Genomic DNA, 15,459 nt, shown 5'->3' with positions numbered 1-15,459 from the left:
GGGGGGGGGGCGGCGGCCCGCCCCGCCCCCGGGGGGGGGCCGGGGCCCCCCCGCCGCGGCCCGCCCGGCCCGGGTCGACGGGCGACCGGCGTCAGCGGGCCGGGGCCTGCTCCTGGTGGATGAGCAGGTCGGTCAGCGTGGTCCGGTCCACCACCACGGCGATCGCGCCGTCCACCGCGAGCCACACGTCGCGCAGGCCGGCGGCCACCCCGTGGTAGCCGGCGTCCTCGGCGGGCAGCCCCCGTACGGTGGTCAGCGAACCACTGACGGCGCGCAGCACGTCCCCGACGCTGATCTCCGAGGCGGGACGGGTCAGCGCGTAGCCCCCCTCGGTGCCCCGGTGACTGTGCAACAGGCCGGCGCGGCGCAGGTCGAGCAGGATGCCCTGGAGGAAGCTCAGCGGGATGCCCTGCGCCCGCGCCAGACTCGCCGCCTTGACCAGCTCCCCACCGCCGTCGGATCGGCCGCCGTCACGGCCGTCGGGGCGTCCGCTGTCACGGCCGTCGGATCGGCCGTCGTCGGGCCGGGTGGGCACGCCGTCACCGCCCGCGGCGACGGCGAGCATGGCCCGGAGCGCGTAATCGCTGCGCGCGGAGATGTACACGTCACTGACCAGCCTGGTCCAGCACGCCCCAGCGACGGCGGATCGCCCGGTCGGCCGCCCCGAAGGCGGCGTCGACCACCAGCCCGACGACCAGGATGACGATCATCGTGGCGAGCAGCCAGGGTGCGTCGGACAGTTCCCGGGAGTAGGTGAGCTGGGCACCCAGTGACGTCTGCGAGATGCCGACCACCAGCAGCTCGCCGGCCATCAGGCTGCGCCAGGAGAAGGCCCAGCCCTGCTTGAGCCCGGCGACGATGGCCGGCAGCGCGGCCGGCGCGATGACGTACCGGTAGAGGTTCAGCCCCCGGGCGCCGAGGTTGCGCCCGGCCCGGACCAGCAGCGGCGGCACGTAGTCGACGCCGCTGATCACCCCGTTGGCGATGGACGGCGCGGCACCGAGCACCACCACGAAGAAGATCGCCTTCTCGCTCAGCTCGAACAGCAGGATGGCCAGCGGGAACCAGGCGATCGACGGCATCGTCTGCAACGCGGTGATCATCGAGCCGATCGCCGCCCGCAGCACCTTCGACCGGGCCACCGCCAGACCGACGAGCAGGCCGACCGCGACCGAGAAGACGTAGCCGAGCGCGGCCCGTTGCAGGGTGGTGGCGAGCCCGTCCCAGAGCTGCCGGCCGCCGGCCTGCCGGGCCAGTTCCTCGGCGACGGTGACCGGGCCGGGCAGCGAGTACGGCGGCTTCCACCCGCTCCAGACCACCACCTGCCACAGTCCGATGGCGATGGCGAGCGCGGCGAGCTTGGGCCAGGTGGACGCCCAGAGTCGGGCCCCCCGGGAGACCTCCTTCTCCCGGCCGGCGATCTCCAGGGCGTCGAGCCCGGAGATCTCCGCGTCGGTGCGGGCCGCGCCGGTCAGGGTGTCATTTGCCATGGCGGCCCACCTCGGTACGGAGTCGGTCGGTGACCTCGGAGGCGATCGCGGCGATCTCGGGGGAGTCGATGCGCCGGGGTCGGGGCACGTTCACCTCCGTGGACCAGATGATCCGCCCGGGGCGGCTGCTGAGCAGGATGATCCGGTCGGCGAGCCGGGCCGCCTCGCGGACGTTGTGCGTCACGAACAGCACGGTGAGCTGCCGCTGCGCCCAGATGCGTTCGAGTTCGTCGTGCAGGATGTCCCGGGTCATCGCGTCGAGGGCGCCGAACGGCTCGTCCATCAGCAGGACCGGGGTGTCCAGGGCGAGGGTGCGGGCCAGGGCGACCCGCTGCCGCATGCCGCCGGACAGCTCGTGCGGGCGCTTGCGGCCGAAGTCGGACAGGTGGACGGTGCTCAGCAGCTCAGCCACCTTCTCCCGACGCTCGGCCCGGGGCAGCCCGCGCAGCTTCAACGGCACCTCGACGTTGGCCTCGACGGTCAGCCACGGGAAGAGCGCCGGCTCCTGGAACATCAGGCCGGGGTGGGCGTCGTCGGCCACCGTGATGGTGCCGCCCTGTGCCCGGTCCAGCCCGGCGACGAGGTTGAGCAGGGTGCTCTTGCCGCAGCCGGACGCGCCGACGAGGCAGACGAACTCCCCGGGCCGGACGTCGAGGCTGACCCCGTCCAGGGCGAGGACGGCGTTCGTCCCGCGCCCGTACACCTTGGTCACGCCGGAGAGCGCGACCGCGTTGGTCGCGCTCTGCGGCGGCGTCGTGGTCGACGTCACGGCTGGGTGACCTCGGCCTGGCCCTGCGTCTTGAGCACCTCGTTGAGGTACTTCAGGTCGTAGAGGCCGTCGAGGTCCACCGGCTGGGTCAGCTCGACCGCGACGGCGTGGTCGAGCCCGGTCTTGAGCGAGGACGCGATCGGGTCGTTGGTGAACAGCAGGGTGGGCCACGCCTGCTTGATCAGTTTCAGGTCCAGCGGCTTGCCGGTGATCTTGCCGATGTGGTCGGAGATGGCCTGCTGGGCGTCGTCCGGCTTGGTGTTGACGAAGTCGTTCGCCGCGACCTGCCCCTCGACCAGCTTCTTGACCGTCTCGGGGTGGGCCTTGAGGAACTTGGTGGAGACGATCAGGTTGGTGATGACGAACTTCTTGTCCGGCCAGAGGTCCCGCTCGTCGACGAGGACCGTGCCGCCGGCGTTGACCAGCCGGGAGACGAACGGCTCGGGCACCCACGCGCCGTCGATCGCGCCGCTGGAGAAGGTCTCGACCGTCTGGGCGTTCTCCTGCGGGACGATCTTGACGTCACCGCCGCCCTCCTTGGTGGTCTTGAGGCCCTTCTCCTTGAGCCAGTAGCGCAGGGCGACGTCCTGGGTGTTGCCGAGCTGCGGGGTGGCGATCTTCTTGCCGCGCAGCTGCTCGACCGAGGTGATCCCGGGCTTGACCACCAGGGCGACCCCGCCGGAGGCGGCGCCGGAGATGACCCGGACAGCCTCGCCCTTGGACTTGGAGAAGGCGTTCACCGTCGGGTTCGGGCCGATGTACGTGGCGTCGAGCGCGCCGGAGAAGATCGCCTCGATGGCGGCCGGGCCGGCGTTGAAGGTCTTGGTCTCCAGCTTGACGTCGCTGCCGAGCTTCTCGGCGAAGATGCCCTTCTCGACGCCGACCACGGCCGGGGCGTGCGTGATGTTGGGGAAGTAGCCCAGCCGCAGCGTGACGGGACCGGAGTCGCCGCCGGCGCTGTCGTCGTCGCCGCACGCGGCGGTGGTTCCCATCGTGGCCACGCCGACGGCGGCGAGGGTGGCGAGGGAGAGCAGCCGACGGAAGGGGAGCCGTCTCATCATCTGTCCAATCCGCAGTATTCCTATTTAGTTGGTAGGAAGAGTGGGTCAGGGCTCCAGCGGCGTCAAGCCCCGTCCGCATGATGAGATTTCGGGTCTCGGATATTCCTGGTTTTCCTACCTTCTTGATAGGTTTAGCTGCCCCCGGCGAGGTACACCGGGCGGGACACGGCGAGAGGGCTGCCGACATGACCTTCCACTGGTTCCTCCCCACCTCCGGCGACGGCGACCAGGTCGGCGCCGCCACCGTCACCGCCGGTGCGGCCCGGCACGCGCGGGTCGCCACCGTCGGATATCTGACGGAGGTGGCCCGGGCCGCCGAGGCGGGCGGGTTCAGCGCGCTGCTCACCCCGGTCGGCTCCGGCTGCCCCGATCCGTGGATCGTCTGCGCCGCGGTCGCCCAACACACCGGGCGGATCGGCCTGCTGGTCGCCGTACGCGCCGGCTTCGCCCTGCCCACCCTGGTCGCCCAGCAGGCCGAGGCGTTCCAGGCGGTCTCCGGCGGCCGGCTCGCGCTCAACGTCGTCACCGGCGGCGACCCCACCGAGCAGCGGGCGTACGGCGACTTCCTCGACCACGACGCCCGCTACGCACGTACCGGTGAGTTCATCGAGGTGCTCCGCCGTTCCTGGCGCGGCGGCCCGTTCGACTTCGCCGGCGAGCACTACCGGGTCGACGGCGGCGGGCTCGCCCGCCCGCTGACCGACCCGCCGCCGGTCTACCTCGGTGGCGCGTCCCCGGCCGCCGAGGCGGTCGCCGCCCGGCAGGCCGACGCGTACCTGATGTGGGGCGAGCCGCCGGCGGCGATCGCCACCCGGGTGGCCCGGGTCCGGGCCCGCGCCGCCGAGCTGGGCCGCACCCTGCGCACCGGGCTGCGGCTGCACGTCATCGCCCGGCACACCGCCGCCGAGGCGTGGGCCGAGGCCGACCGGCTGCGGGCCGGGATGAGCCCGGAGCGGATCTCCGCCGCCCAGGCCCGGTTCGGCCGGATGGACTCCGTCGGTCAGGCCCGGATGACCGCGCTGCACGGCGGCGGTAGCGGACGCCTCGCCGTCGCGGCGAACCTGTGGGCCGGCATCGGCCTGGTCCGCGAGGGGGCGGGCACCGCCCTGGTCGGCAGCTACGCCGAGGTCGCCGCCCGGATCGACGAGTACGCCCACAGCGGCGTCGACGAGTTCATCCTCTCCGGCTGGCCGCACCGGGAGGAGGCGGAACGCGTCGGCGCGGAGGTGCTGCCCCGGGTCACCGCGCTGCCCGTCGCGGTGTCGCACTGAGACGCAGGCCGAGGACGGCGGTGCCACCGCTGGCGACACGCTAGGGTCGATCACGTGCCGACCCGGAGAGCGAGAATTCCAGCGACGAAATACCCGGTCGAGCGGTTCACCCTCGACAACGGCCTACGGGTGGTGCTCACCCCGGACCGCAGCGCCTCGGTGATCGGCGTGGCGGTGGTCTACGACGTCGGCATCCGCTCCGAGCCGCAGGGGCGTACCGGCTTCGCCCACCTCTTCGAGCACCTGATGTTCCAGGGCTCGGAGAACCTGGAGAAACTGGCCCACTTCCGGCACGTGCAGGGTGCCGGCGGCACCTTCAACGGCTCCACCCACCTGGACTACACCGACTACTACGAGACGCTTCCCGGCAACGCCCTGGAACGGGCGCTGTTCCTGGAGGCCGACCGGATGCGCGGCCCCCGGCTGACCGAGGAGAACCTGCGCAACCAGGTCGACGTGGTCAAGGAGGAGATCCGGGTCAACGTCCTCAACCGGCCGTACGGCGGGTTCCCCTGGCTGACCCTGCCGCCGGTGATGTTCGACACCTTCCCCAACGCGCACGACGGCTACGGCTCCTTCGACGACCTGGAGTCGGCCACCGTCGCCGACGCGGCCGACTTCTTCCGCCGCTACTACGCCAGCGGCAACGCCGTGCTCGCGGTCAGCGGGGACATCGACGTCGCGGAGGCGACCGCCCTGGTCGAACGGCACTTCGGCGACGTGCCGGCCCGGCCCGCCCCGGAGCGCCCCGACTTCACCGAGCCCGACCTGACCGTCGAGCGGCGCACCGCGTACACCGACCAGTTGGCGCCGCTGCCGGCGGTGGCCTCGGCGTGGCGGGTGCCCGACCCGGTCGGCGACTTCGCCGGCTACCTGCCCTACGTGGTGCTCGCCGAGGTGCTCACCGACGGGGACGCCTCCCGGCTGGTGGAGCGGATGGTGCAGCGGGACCGCAGCGTCACCGGCCTCGGCGGCTACCTCGGTTTCATGGGTGACCCGTTCGACGTCCGCGACCCCACCGCACTGCTGCTCCAGGCGCACCTGCCGCCCGGCGGCGACGTCGACAAGGCGCTGCGCACCATCGACGAGGAGTTGGACCGGCTGGCCACCGACGGACTGACCGACGGCGAACTGGCCCGCACCCAGGCACGGATGGCCACCCACCTGCTGCGGGACACCGACGCGGTGCTCGGCCGGGCGCTGCGGATGGCGGTGCTGGAGCAGCAGCGCGGCGAGCCGGGCCTGCTCAACGACCTGCCCCGGCTGGTCGGCGAGGTCACCGAGGACCAGGTCCGCGCCGCCGCCGCCACCCTGCGCCCGGAACGCCGCGCCTCCATCGAGGTCATCCCCGGAGGTGCCCGATGAGCGCGAGGAGTGAGCCGGGTTTGCGAGCCCCGCAGTCGCGAGTGGAAGACGACACCGTGAGCGCGAGGAGTGAGCCGGGTTTGCGAGCCCCGCAGTCGCGAATGAAGGGAACACCGTGACCACCGCCAACCGGGCACTTCCGCCGCTGGGGCCGAACCGGCGGCTGAAGCTGCCCCGGCAGGCCGAGCGGCGGCTCCCCAACGGGCTCACCGTGATCGCGGTACGTCGGCCCGCCGTACCCCTGGTCGAGCTGCGGCTGTGGATGCCGTTCGGCCGGACCCACCTGGCCCGGGGCGCGATGCTCGCCGAGACGGTGCTGGCCGGCACCGGCACCCGTACCGCCACCGAGATCGCCGCCGAGTTGCAGAAGGTCGGCGGCGGGCTCTCGGCCGGGGCGGACCCGGACCGGTTGATGCTCTCCGGCGCGGGCCTGGTCACCGGGCTGGACCGGATGCTGGAGATCCTGGCCGACGTGCTGACCGACGCCAGCTACCCGGCCGACTGGGTGCAGACCGAGCGGGACCGGCTGGTGGACCGGATCCAGGTGGCGCTGAGCCAGCCCGCCCACCTGGCCCGGACGGCGCTGCTGCGGCGGATGTACGGCCGGCACCCGTACGCGGTGCAGACCCCGGAGCCGGAGCAGGTCCGCGCGGTCCGGCCGGCGGCGTTGCGCCGGCTGCACGCCGAGCGGGTGCACCCGGCCGAGGGGGTGCTGGTGCTGGTCGGCGACGTGCAGCCGGAACGCGCGCTGGATGCTGCGGAGAAGGCGCTGAGCGGGTGGACGGGGGACAGCCGGGGCGCCACGTTGCCGCCCGCGCCGCCGCTGGAACCCGGTCCGCTGCTGCTGGTGGACCGGCCCGGTTCGGTGCAGTCGTCGCTGCGGATCGCGTTGCCGGCGGTGCCCCGGACCCATCCGGACCACGCCGCGCTGCAACTGGCGAACTTGATCTTCGGCGGGTACTTCTCGTCCCGCTGGACGGAGAACATCAGGGAGGACAAGGGCTACACCTACGGCCCGCACTCGTCGGTCGAGCACTCGGTGGCCGGATCGGTGCTGGTCGCCGGGGCCGAGGTGGCCACCGAGGTGACCGGGCCGGCCCTGCTGGAGACCACGTACGAGCTGGGCCGGCTGGCGTCGTTGCCGCCGGGGGCGGACGAGTTGGAGCAGGCCCGCCAGTACGCCCTGGGCACGCTCCAGCTCGGCATCTCCACCCAGGCCGGGCTGGCCGCCCTGACCAGCGCGTACGCGGGCAGCGGGCTGCGGCTGGACTTCCTCGCCGAGCACGCCGCCCGGCTGGCGAAGGTCACCGTCGACGACGTCGCCGAGGTGGGCGCCCGTTACCTCGCTCCGGCGGGGGCGGTGGTGGTGGTGCTCGGTGACGCCGAACGGATCGCCGGTCCGCTGGCCGCCCTCACCCCGGTCCGGACGGAGTCGGCGTGAGTGGGGAGACCGCGCCGCCACTGGCCCGGTCCACCCTGGACCGGGCGGCGCACCGGCGTACCGACCCGCAGTGGCTGGCGCAGGCGTGGCAGCGGGCCCGGGTGCTGGTGCTGGACTCGACCCGGGACGGGCGGGCGCTGGTCCGGGCCGACGCGAACCCGCCGGTGCTGGTGCTGCGGGACGCCGCCGAGGTCGGCGCGCCGGGGGAGGCGTACCCGCTCTTTCTCGGGGTGGAGCCGGACGGGGTGCCGGTCTTCGCGGTGGACGCCCCGCTGCCCGAGCTGCCGGGCACCCGGGAGGCCAACCTGCGGGAGATCGGCCACCTGCTCGACGACCGGGACGCGGGGATCTTCACCACCGCGCTCGCCCTGGTCAACTGGCACCTGGGGCACGGCTGGTCACCCCGGTCGGGGCACCGGACCGAGGTGGCCGAGGGCGGCTGGACCCGGGTGGGCACGGACGGTGACCGGATGTGGCCGCGTACCGACCCGGCGATGATCGTCCTGGTGCACGACGGCGTGGACGGCCCGGACGGGCGTTGCCTGCTCGGCAACAACGCCGCCTGGCCACGGACCCCGGGGCAGCGGCGGTTCTCCTGCCTCGCCGGGTATGTCGAGCCGGGGGAGTCCGCCGAGGCGGCCGTGCTGCGCGAGGTCCGCGAGGAGGTCGGCGTCGGGGTCGAGCGGATCACGTACGCGGGCAGTCAGGCCTGGCCGTTCCCCGGCTCGCTGATGCTGGGCTACCTGGCCGAGGCGGACCCGGGGGAGCCGGTGCGGGTCGACCCGACGGAGATCGCGTACGCCCGCTGGTTCACCCGGCGGGACATCGGCGCGGTGTTGGCCGGTCGGGCGGTGGACGCCGGGGACGGCGACCGGGTGATCCTGCCGCCGCCGTCGTCGATCGCGTTGTTCCTGATCCACCGCTGGCTCGACGGCCACTGCTGACCGGTCCCGGCCCCGGGCCGTCGTTGCCGCGACGGGCCCCGGGCCGGGAACGCGGGCCGTCGTGGCCGGGCGGGGAGTCGACCCGGCGGGCCGGACCGGCCACGACGGACGGCGGGGTCAGCCGGGCGGGTTCCGGTGCCGTCGGCCGGGTTCGCCGAGCGGCAGCACCTTGACCCGCTGCCGACCGGCGCGGACGGCGCCCACGGTGGACAGGGCCCGGGCCAGTAGCAGGGCGGCGTCCCGGTCCTCGGCGTGCACGGTCTGGCGGCGCAGTTCGGGGGTGGTGGTCTCGTTGCGTAGGCAACCTCCGCCGGCCCAGGTGGCGGCGAGGTCGATGTCGGCGGCGGTGCGGATGTCGGTGCGGACGATCAGGTAACGCATGGTGGTCTCCGGACGGACCGCGGATGGCCGGCTACGTTGTGGAACTTCCACGTCACTGGATCGTCATGTTACGCCCGCCGCTGCTCCCGGCAAGGGAATCGCCGGCCTTCGACCGGGTCCTGTCCGATCATCCGATGCCTGCTCAGGCAGGTCGCCGGGCGGAGTCGACGGGTGTGGCGGCGCGACGACGCGGGGCCGCCGGCAGGCTGCCGACGGCCCCGCTGCGGTGACCGGATCAGTCGAGGGTGAACTGGCCGTCCCTGGTGCCCCGGAGGAAGCCGAGCCAGCCGGCGCGCGGGAACAGCAGCACCGGGCCGTCCGGGTCCTTGCTGTCCCGCAGTGCCACCTCGGTCGTCGCGGTGCGCAGCCGGGCGACCTCCACGCAGTTGGAGGTCTGGCTTCGGCTGCTCTTGTGCCAGCGCAGGTCGGCGGGCACGGTCTGGATCTCGTTCATGGCTCTGCTCCTGGTTCCTGGAACTGCTTCGACGAAACGAGCGGCGGTCGCCCGGCCCCGACGGGTCGGTGTGTCACCGCTCCGTCAGGCGCCCAGGTTGTCGGCGGCGTTGGGCCGGCGCTGCTGTCGGACCCGGGGCCGTCGAGGACGAGGCTGCCGTGTCGGTCAGCCGTCCCGTCGCCGCGAAGAGCCAGGTAAGGGTGTCCGATGCGGAGAGCGCCGCCGAGCATAACCACTCAAACGTCACTTTATAGCGATTTACCGTAGATGCCTCGGTCGACATGACGTCGATGAAGCCTCCTTCGATCGCCAGCGTCTCCGGGTCCTGCGAATCGGTGAACCGGTAGAGCGAGAAGGCCGTCGGCGGCAGGTAGAACTCGCCGATCCGGGTGTCGCGCAGCAGCAGGTGCAGCGTCACGTTCGGCAGCATGGCCAGCTCGCAGAGGTGGGCGAGCTGGTCGCGCAGCACGTCCGGCGGGCAGGCCCGGCGGCCCAGCGCCGCCTCCTCCAACACCGCCGTGTAGCGGGGACCGTCCGGGCGGTCCAGCAGGGACTGCCGGCCCAACCGTGCCTTGACCTCGGTCTCCGGGTCGTCCCCGGTGGACGGGTCGGTCGACGCGGCGGCGGCGTTGGCCGAGACGATCCGCAGCCGGGCGTACCCCTCGGTCTGCAACAGCCCCGGCACCAGGACCGGGTTGTACTCGCGGATCTGGGCGCAGCCCGCCTCCAGTTCCGCCCAGCCCAGCTGCTGCTGGGTCATCACCGGGTACGACCTGCGCCAGGCGCGCATGTCGCCGGCCTCCTCGGTGATGACCAGCAGCTCCTCCCGCAGGGCGGGGGCGGCCCGGTAGAGGTCGAGCAGGACGGCCACGTCCTCCGGGTCGGGCCTGCTGCGGCCGTTCTCCAGCCGGGACAGCTTCGACGCCGACGCCCAGCCGATGCGCTCGATCACCTGGTCGCCGGTGAGTCCCGCCGCCTCGCGCAGGCGACGCAGGTCAGTGCCGAGCCTGCGGCGACGCAGGATCGGGCTCGGTACGGCAGGAGGCACGGTGTCCTCGATTCCGTAGACCGCCACGAGACGCGACGGTAACTGTATGAAACTCGACCCCCACGGTCAGTATGGACGGCGCGACCGGCGTCGGAGGTCCCGGCGAGGGCGTGTCTTGCGACAGAAAGACGACTGTGGAACGTGTCAGCCGGGCCCGGGACGACGCCGTCCCCGCCGGCGGCAGTTCCCCCGTACGCGTCCAGCCGGACGCCACCCCCCGCCGGAGGGAACCCATGCGCACCGTCCTGCGCCGCCCCGACTTCCGTCTGCTCTTCGTCGCGCTGCTGGCCAGCATGGCGGCCGAGTCGATGCTGCTGCTCGCCCTGGCCATCTGGGTCAAGGACCTGACCGGCTCCGACGGGCTGGCCGGCGCGACCATCTTCGCGATCATCGCGCCGATGATGCTGGCCCCGCTGATCGGCTGGGTGGTCGACCGTTACCGCCGCCGGCCGTTCTTCGTGGTCGCGAACCTGGGCACGGCCCTGCTGCTCAGCCCGCTGTTCGCGGTCCGCGACCGGGCCGACGTGTGGATCATCTACGTGGTGGCCGCCTGCTACGGGTTGTCCTACCTGACCCTGCACGCGACCCTGAGCGGCCTGCTGCGCCAGCTCGTGCCGAGCGAGCTGCTGGCCGACGCGAACGGGGCGTTGCAGACCGTGCGGCAGGGCCTGCGCCTCGGTGGCCCGCTGGCCGGCGCGGCCCTCTACGCCACGGTCGGCGGCTGGCTGCTGACCAGCCTGGCGATGACCGGGTTCGTGGTCGCCGCCGGCGTGGTGGGACTGCTCCGGGTGACCGAGCACCCGCCGGCCGCCGCGGCCCTGCGCTGGCCGGCCGAGCTGGGGGCGGGGCTGCGCCACCTGACCCACGAGGCCGCCCTGCGCCGGGCCCTGCTCGGCTACGGCCTGGGCTCGCTCGTGATGGGCTTCACCGAATCACTGATCTTCGCGTACGTCGACCAGGGGCTGCGCCGTGACGCCGCCTTCGTCGGGGTGCTGATCGCCGTGCAGGGGATCGGCGGCCTGGTGGGCGGCCTGCTCTCGTCGACGGTGGTGCGCCGGGTCGGCGAACTGGGCGCGCTCGCCGTCGGGGTGACCCTGTTCGGCCCGGCCGCGCTGATCCTGGCCTGGCCGGACCTCCGGCTCGGCGTGCTGGCCCTGCTGCTCGCCGGGCTGTCCCTGCCGTTGACCATGGTGGGGCTGACCACGCTGGTCCAACGGCGTACCCCGCCGGGGCTGCTCGGCCGGGTCACCGCCGCCTCCGAGGCGCTGGTCAGCGGGCCGCAGGCCGTCTCCATCGGGGCCGGGGCGCTGCTCGTCGGCGTGTTCGACTACCGGCTGCTCTTCGTGCTCGTCGGGGTGGTCACCACAGCCGCCGGCCTGTGGCTCTGGCGGGGACGTCGGCTCACCCCGCCGGTCCCGCCGAAGCCGCCGGTCCCGCCCACGACACCGCCCGTGGCCCGCATCCCGGCCCCCCGCCGTCCGCTGCCCGACCCGACCGCCGACCGGCTGCCCGGGCGCTGACCCCCGCGACACGACGCAGCGGCCGGCCCCGGTGGGGTCGGCCGCTGCGTGAAGCGGGGGCGGGCTCAGCCCGCGATCGTGGCCAGGTGCTGCTTGACCTGGTTGATCGAGGGGTTGGTCAGGGCGCTGCCGTCGGCGAAGCGCAGCGTCGGCACGGTCTGGTTGCCACCGTTGACGCCCATCACGAACTCCGCGGCCTTCGGGTCCTGCTCGATGTCGACCACCTCGTACCCGATGCCTTCCCGGTCCAGCTGCGACTTCAGCCGGTGGCAGTAGCCGCACCACGGGGTGGAATACATGGTCAACATCGTCGGATCCTCCAGAGGTCGTCGCGCCCGCCGGGTCAGGCCGGGCTGACCGGTACAACATCAGCCGGAGCTGGAATGATTCCTCGCTGTGGTGGTTCACTCGGCGGCGGAGGCGGTGCTCGCCGGGCTTGATCCGGAGCAGCGGTCGGTGGTGACCGCCCCGGCCGGCCCGGTCTGTGTGCTGGCCGGTGCCGGCACCGGCAAGACCCGCGCGGTGACCTCCCGGATCGCCCACCGGGTGCTGACCGGCGAGATCGTCGGCCGGCACGTGCGGGCGGTCACCTTCACCGCGCGGGCCGCCGCCGAGATGCGGCACCGGCTGGCCCTGATCGGGGTGCCGGGCGTGCAGGCCCGGACGTTCCACGCGGCGGCGCTGCGCCAGGTGCGCTACTTCGCGCCCCGGCTGCTGTCCGGGCGGGCCATGCCGGAGCTGCTGGACAGCAAGGTCCGGGTGGTGACCCTGGCCGCCGCCAAGGTCGGCATGCGGGCCGACCGGGCCGCCGCCCGGGACCTGGCCGGCGAGATCGAGTGGGCCAAGTCGTCGCTCGTCGAGCCGGGGGAGTACGTGGTCGCCGCGAGCAGGGCGCTGCGCGAGACGCCGTACGAGCCGGCGAAGGTGGCCGAGGTGTTCACCGCGTACGAGCGGCTGAAACGCTCCTCCGGGGTGATCGACTTCGAGGACATGCTGCGTGCCGCGGTGTGGGGCATCGAGGAGCACCCGGACGTCGCCGAGCAGGTACGCGGCCAGTACCGGCACTTCGTCGTCGACGAGTACCAGGACGTCAACCCGCTCCAACAGCGGCTGCTCGACGCCTGGCTGGGCGGCCGGGACGACGTGACAGTGGTCGGTGACGCCAGCCAGACGATCTACTCGTTCACCGGGGCCACCTCGGCGTACCTGATCGACTTCCCGCGCCGGCACCGGGCGGCCACGGTGGTCCGGCTGGTCCGCGACTACCGGTCCACCCCGCAGGTGGTCGGGCTGGCCAACGCGGTGATCGGGCAGGCCCGGGGCACCGAGGCGCGGCTGCGGCTGGAGCTGCACGGCCAGCGCCCGCCCGGCCCCGAACCGGAGCTGCGGATCTTCACCGACGAGCCGGCCGAGGCGAGCGCGGTGGCGGCCCGCTGCCGGACGCTGGTCGACGGGGGCACCCCGGCGAAGGAGATCGCCGTGCTGTTCCGCACCAACGCCCAGTCCGAGGCGTACGAGAAGGCGTTGACCGAGGTCGGCGTCCCGTACGTGGTGCAGGGGGCGGAGCGGTTCTTCGAGCGCGCCGAGGTCCGCCAGGCGATGGTGGCGCTGCGGGCAGCAACCCGCTCGATCCCGGGCGAGACGCCGCTGCCGATCGCCGTCCGGGAGGCGCTGACCGCCGTCGGCTGGACGCCCGACACCGCCCCGCCAGGTGGCGCCGCCCGGGAACGCTGGGAGGCGCTCGCCGCCCTGGTCCAGCTCGCCGAGGAGTACGCGGCCACCCCTGCGGTGCTGCCGATCGGCGAGGCCGCGACGGTGGAGCGCCCGGCCAGCCTGGCCGACTTCAACGACGAGTTGGCCCGGCGGGCCGCCCAGCAGCACGTGCCGACGGTGGACGGGGTCACCCTGGCCTCCCTGCACTCGGCCAAGGGGCTGGAGTGGGACGCGGTCTTCCTGGTCGGGCTCTCCGAGGGCACCCTGCCCACCTCGTACGCCCGCACCCCGGAGCAGGTCGAGGAGGAGCGGCGGCTGCTCTACGTCGGGATCACCCGGGCCCGGCAGTGGCTCTGGCTGTCGTACGCGTCGGCCCGCTCCCCGGGTGGCCGGGCCCGCCGCCCGTCGCGGTTCCTGCCCCAGCTGGACCGCAGCGGTGGCGGCGAACGGGCCGGTACGGGCCGGGCGGGCGGTGCGGGCGCGACGAAGCGGGCGGTCGAGCGGCGGCGGGCCCCGGTGGTCTCCTGCCGGATCTGTGGCGCGACCCTGGTCGCCGGTGCCGACCGCAAGCTGGGCCGCTGCCCCACCTGCCCGTCCGACATCGACGAGCAGCTCTACGAGCGGCTGTGCGACTGGCGGGCCCGGGTGGCCGGGGCGCAGCGGGTCCCGGCCTACGTGGTCTTCACCGATGCCACCCTGGTCGCGCTGGCCGAACGGCGGCCGGGCCGGGTCGAGGAGCTGATCGCGATCGCCGGCATCGGCCCGCGCAAACTCGGCCTGTACGGCGAGGCGGTGCTGGCGCTGGTGGCCGGTGCGACGGTCGACGAGATCGGCCCGGAAAAAACTCTCGAAATCTCGTCGTAAATTCGTTTGCCCTCGCCCCGTGGCGAGGAATAGCCTCAGGACGCACCTCGGGAGCAGCGCCATTACGGCTGCTCACGGGGGCTGAGTCCGAATCGGCACGAGGAACGTGAGGGAGGTGGCACCCGTGGAGATCATCACTTATGAGCGTCCGGCGGCGATGCCAGCTGCCTGCGCTCCGCTGTCGGCTGCGTGGGTGGCCCTTGCCGCTCCGCGACCGTCGATCCCGCAGGTGCACCAGGTCTCGGTTCAGGCCGAGCTGAACCTGACTGTTGCACCCACTGCGGGAGTCGAGGGGACCAGTGGCTTCACGGGTCTGGGCATCGATGTCGCCAAGAAGCGCATGGATGTCCGCGGCGTTCCACCTCGAGGTAGACCGGTCTGACACTCAGACCACCGGCTCACCTCGAGGCCGCGGAACCCGCTCACCGGGATCCGCGGCCTCAGTTTTTTGCCCGTCGAAGTACGTCGGAAATGCGATCCACGAGATCGAAGTGAGAGAGAGGTGACCGGGAGATGAGTCTGGCGTTGGCCCCCCTCGACGTGAGCGTCGAGCTGGAGGCGAACCTGCCCTGTCGGAAGTTCGACCCCGACCTGTGGTTCTCCGACTCGCCCACCGACCTGGAGCTGGCCAAGTCGCTCTGCGGGGACTGCCCGCTGCGCGTCGAGTGCCTGGCCGGGGCGGTTGAGCGGGCCGAGCCGTGGGGCGTCTGGGGCGGCGAGATCTTCGAGCGTGGCGCGGTCGTCCCGCGTAAGCGGCCCCGGGGCCGTCCGCGCAAGGAGGACCTCGCCCGTGACGCCGCCCTCCGGGTCGAGGCCGAGGCGCGACTGGCGGCCAGTGGTCTGGCCACCTCGCGCAGCGCGGTCCGACTGGCAGCCTGACCTACCCGATCCGTTCCACCCACCGCCGACACCCGTCGGCCCAGAGAAAGTTGACCCCGATGCTGCACCTGCCGAACGGAACCGAGATGCAACTACTCCACGAAGCGTTGTCCCGGGCTCGAATGCGCCGGCCTCAGGCCGGTCGTACCACCACGAGCACTGAGGCGCACCGTTCCGCCCGTACCGTCGCGATGAACAGCCGGAGCCAGTCGGCTCGCGACCTGGGCGTTCTCTGAAACCACCACTGATACGCGGGGGC

General features: G+C 73.1%; 16 protein-coding genes. 8 read left to right on the top strand and 8 right to left on the bottom strand.

Annotation, left to right across the window (positions count from 1 at the left end; translation table 11 throughout):
• Positions 1-91: 91 nt before the first annotated feature.
• Genes ACOJTC_RS26315 through ACOJTC_RS26300 form a run of 4 tightly spaced genes read right to left on the bottom strand, consistent with a single transcriptional unit; the run spans position 92 to position 3,317 of the window.
• On the bottom strand, positions 92-604 hold the full coding sequence (locus tag ACOJTC_RS26315) for an RrF2 family transcriptional regulator (protein WP_420118897.1): 513 nt from the start codon (positions 602-604) through the stop codon (positions 92-94).
• Between the two features lies 1 nt (position 605).
• Positions 606-1,490 carry an ABC transporter permease gene (locus ACOJTC_RS26310; RefSeq protein WP_204926771.1) on the bottom strand — a complete coding sequence of 295 codons (885 nt, stop codon included), beginning with the start codon at positions 1,488-1,490 and terminating at the stop codon, positions 606-608.
• Positions 1,480-2,259: an ABC transporter ATP-binding protein gene (locus ACOJTC_RS26305; protein WP_420118896.1), complete on the bottom strand. Its 780-nt coding sequence runs from the start codon at positions 2,257-2,259 to the stop codon at positions 1,480-1,482. Before ACOJTC_RS26305 ends, ACOJTC_RS26310 begins: the two co-directional genes overlap by 11 nt.
• Positions 2,256-3,317 carry an ABC transporter substrate-binding protein gene (locus tag ACOJTC_RS26300; RefSeq protein ID WP_420118899.1) on the bottom strand — a complete coding sequence of 354 codons (1,062 nt, stop codon included), beginning with the start codon at positions 3,315-3,317 and terminating at the stop codon, positions 2,256-2,258. Before ACOJTC_RS26300 ends, ACOJTC_RS26305 begins: the two co-directional genes overlap by 4 nt.
• Before the next feature lie 188 nt (positions 3,318-3,505).
• Between ACOJTC_RS26300 and ACOJTC_RS26295 the strand changes: the two genes are divergently transcribed.
• From ACOJTC_RS26295 to nudC, 4 genes are all read left to right on the top strand, one after another.
• Positions 3,506-4,591, top strand: coding sequence for an LLM class flavin-dependent oxidoreductase (locus ACOJTC_RS26295; RefSeq protein WP_420118895.1), 1,086 nt, complete (start codon positions 3,506-3,508; stop codon positions 4,589-4,591).
• Between the two features lie 54 nt (positions 4,592-4,645).
• The gene (locus tag ACOJTC_RS26290; protein ID WP_204926774.1) at positions 4,646-5,956 is read left to right on the top strand and encodes a M16 family metallopeptidase; all 1,311 of its coding nucleotides are present in this window, start codon (positions 4,646-4,648) and stop codon (positions 5,954-5,956) included.
• A gap of 115 nt (positions 5,957-6,071) precedes the next feature.
• Positions 6,072-7,397: a M16 family metallopeptidase gene (locus ACOJTC_RS26285; protein WP_420118894.1), complete on the top strand. Its 1,326-nt coding sequence runs from the start codon at positions 6,072-6,074 to the stop codon at positions 7,395-7,397.
• The gene (nudC, locus tag ACOJTC_RS26280; RefSeq protein ID WP_204926776.1) at positions 7,394-8,341 is read left to right on the top strand and encodes an NAD(+) diphosphatase; all 948 of its coding nucleotides are present in this window, start codon (positions 7,394-7,396) and stop codon (positions 8,339-8,341) included. The genes ACOJTC_RS26285 and nudC overlap by 4 nt, the downstream gene beginning before the upstream one ends.
• Positions 8,342-8,458: 117 nt before the next feature.
• Here nudC and ACOJTC_RS26275 read toward each other — a convergent pair whose 3' ends face one another.
• From ACOJTC_RS26275 to ACOJTC_RS26265, 3 genes are all read right to left on the bottom strand, one after another.
• Positions 8,459-8,722 (bottom strand): hypothetical protein, encoded by a 264-nt coding sequence (locus tag ACOJTC_RS26275; protein ID WP_204926777.1) that lies wholly within the window; start codon positions 8,720-8,722, stop codon positions 8,459-8,461.
• A gap of 235 nt (positions 8,723-8,957) precedes the next feature.
• Entirely contained in the window at positions 8,958-9,176 is a 219-nt protein-coding gene (locus tag ACOJTC_RS26270; protein ID WP_204926778.1) for a DUF397 domain-containing protein, read from the bottom strand.
• 73 nt (positions 9,177-9,249) lie between these two features.
• Positions 9,250-10,224 carry a helix-turn-helix domain-containing protein gene (locus ACOJTC_RS26265; protein ID WP_363655721.1) on the bottom strand — a complete coding sequence of 325 codons (975 nt, stop codon included), beginning with the start codon at positions 10,222-10,224 and terminating at the stop codon, positions 9,250-9,252.
• A gap of 233 nt (positions 10,225-10,457) precedes the next feature.
• Here ACOJTC_RS26265 and ACOJTC_RS26260 point away from each other — a divergent pair, with 233 nt between their 5' ends.
• Positions 10,458-11,744 (top strand): MFS transporter, encoded by a 1,287-nt coding sequence (locus ACOJTC_RS26260; RefSeq protein ID WP_420118898.1) that lies wholly within the window; start codon positions 10,458-10,460, stop codon positions 11,742-11,744.
• A 65-nt stretch (positions 11,745-11,809) separates the two neighbouring features.
• Here the strand turns inward: ACOJTC_RS26260 and ACOJTC_RS26255 are convergent, their stop codons facing one another.
• Positions 11,810-12,052 carry a mycoredoxin gene (locus tag ACOJTC_RS26255; protein ID WP_204926779.1) on the bottom strand — a complete coding sequence of 81 codons (243 nt, stop codon included), beginning with the start codon at positions 12,050-12,052 and terminating at the stop codon, positions 11,810-11,812.
• A gap of 88 nt (positions 12,053-12,140) precedes the next feature.
• Between ACOJTC_RS26255 and ACOJTC_RS26250 the strand changes: the two genes are divergently transcribed.
• The 3 genes from ACOJTC_RS26250 to ACOJTC_RS26240 all read left to right on the top strand — a co-directional run bounded on the left by ACOJTC_RS26250 (position 12,141) and on the right by ACOJTC_RS26240 (position 15,200).
• Positions 12,141-14,321: an ATP-dependent DNA helicase UvrD2 gene (locus ACOJTC_RS26250; protein ID WP_420118893.1), complete on the top strand. Its 2,181-nt coding sequence runs from the start codon at positions 12,141-12,143 to the stop codon at positions 14,319-14,321.
• A gap of 124 nt (positions 14,322-14,445) precedes the next feature.
• Positions 14,446-14,703 carry a hypothetical protein gene (locus ACOJTC_RS26245; RefSeq protein ID WP_088644283.1) on the top strand — a complete coding sequence of 86 codons (258 nt, stop codon included), beginning with the start codon at positions 14,446-14,448 and terminating at the stop codon, positions 14,701-14,703.
• A gap of 131 nt (positions 14,704-14,834) precedes the next feature.
• Positions 14,835-15,200: a WhiB family transcriptional regulator gene (locus ACOJTC_RS26240; protein ID WP_204926781.1), complete on the top strand. Its 366-nt coding sequence runs from the start codon at positions 14,835-14,837 to the stop codon at positions 15,198-15,200.
• Positions 15,201-15,459 lie beyond the last annotated feature (259 nt).

It is taken from the genome of Micromonospora sp. (assembly GCF_048594385.1).
Taxonomy (GTDB): Bacteria; Actinomycetota; Actinomycetes; order Mycobacteriales; family Micromonosporaceae; genus Micromonospora; species Micromonospora wenchangensis.
Note: the sequence above shows the minus strand (reverse complement) of the source record. Positions and strands in the feature narration are given on the sequence as shown.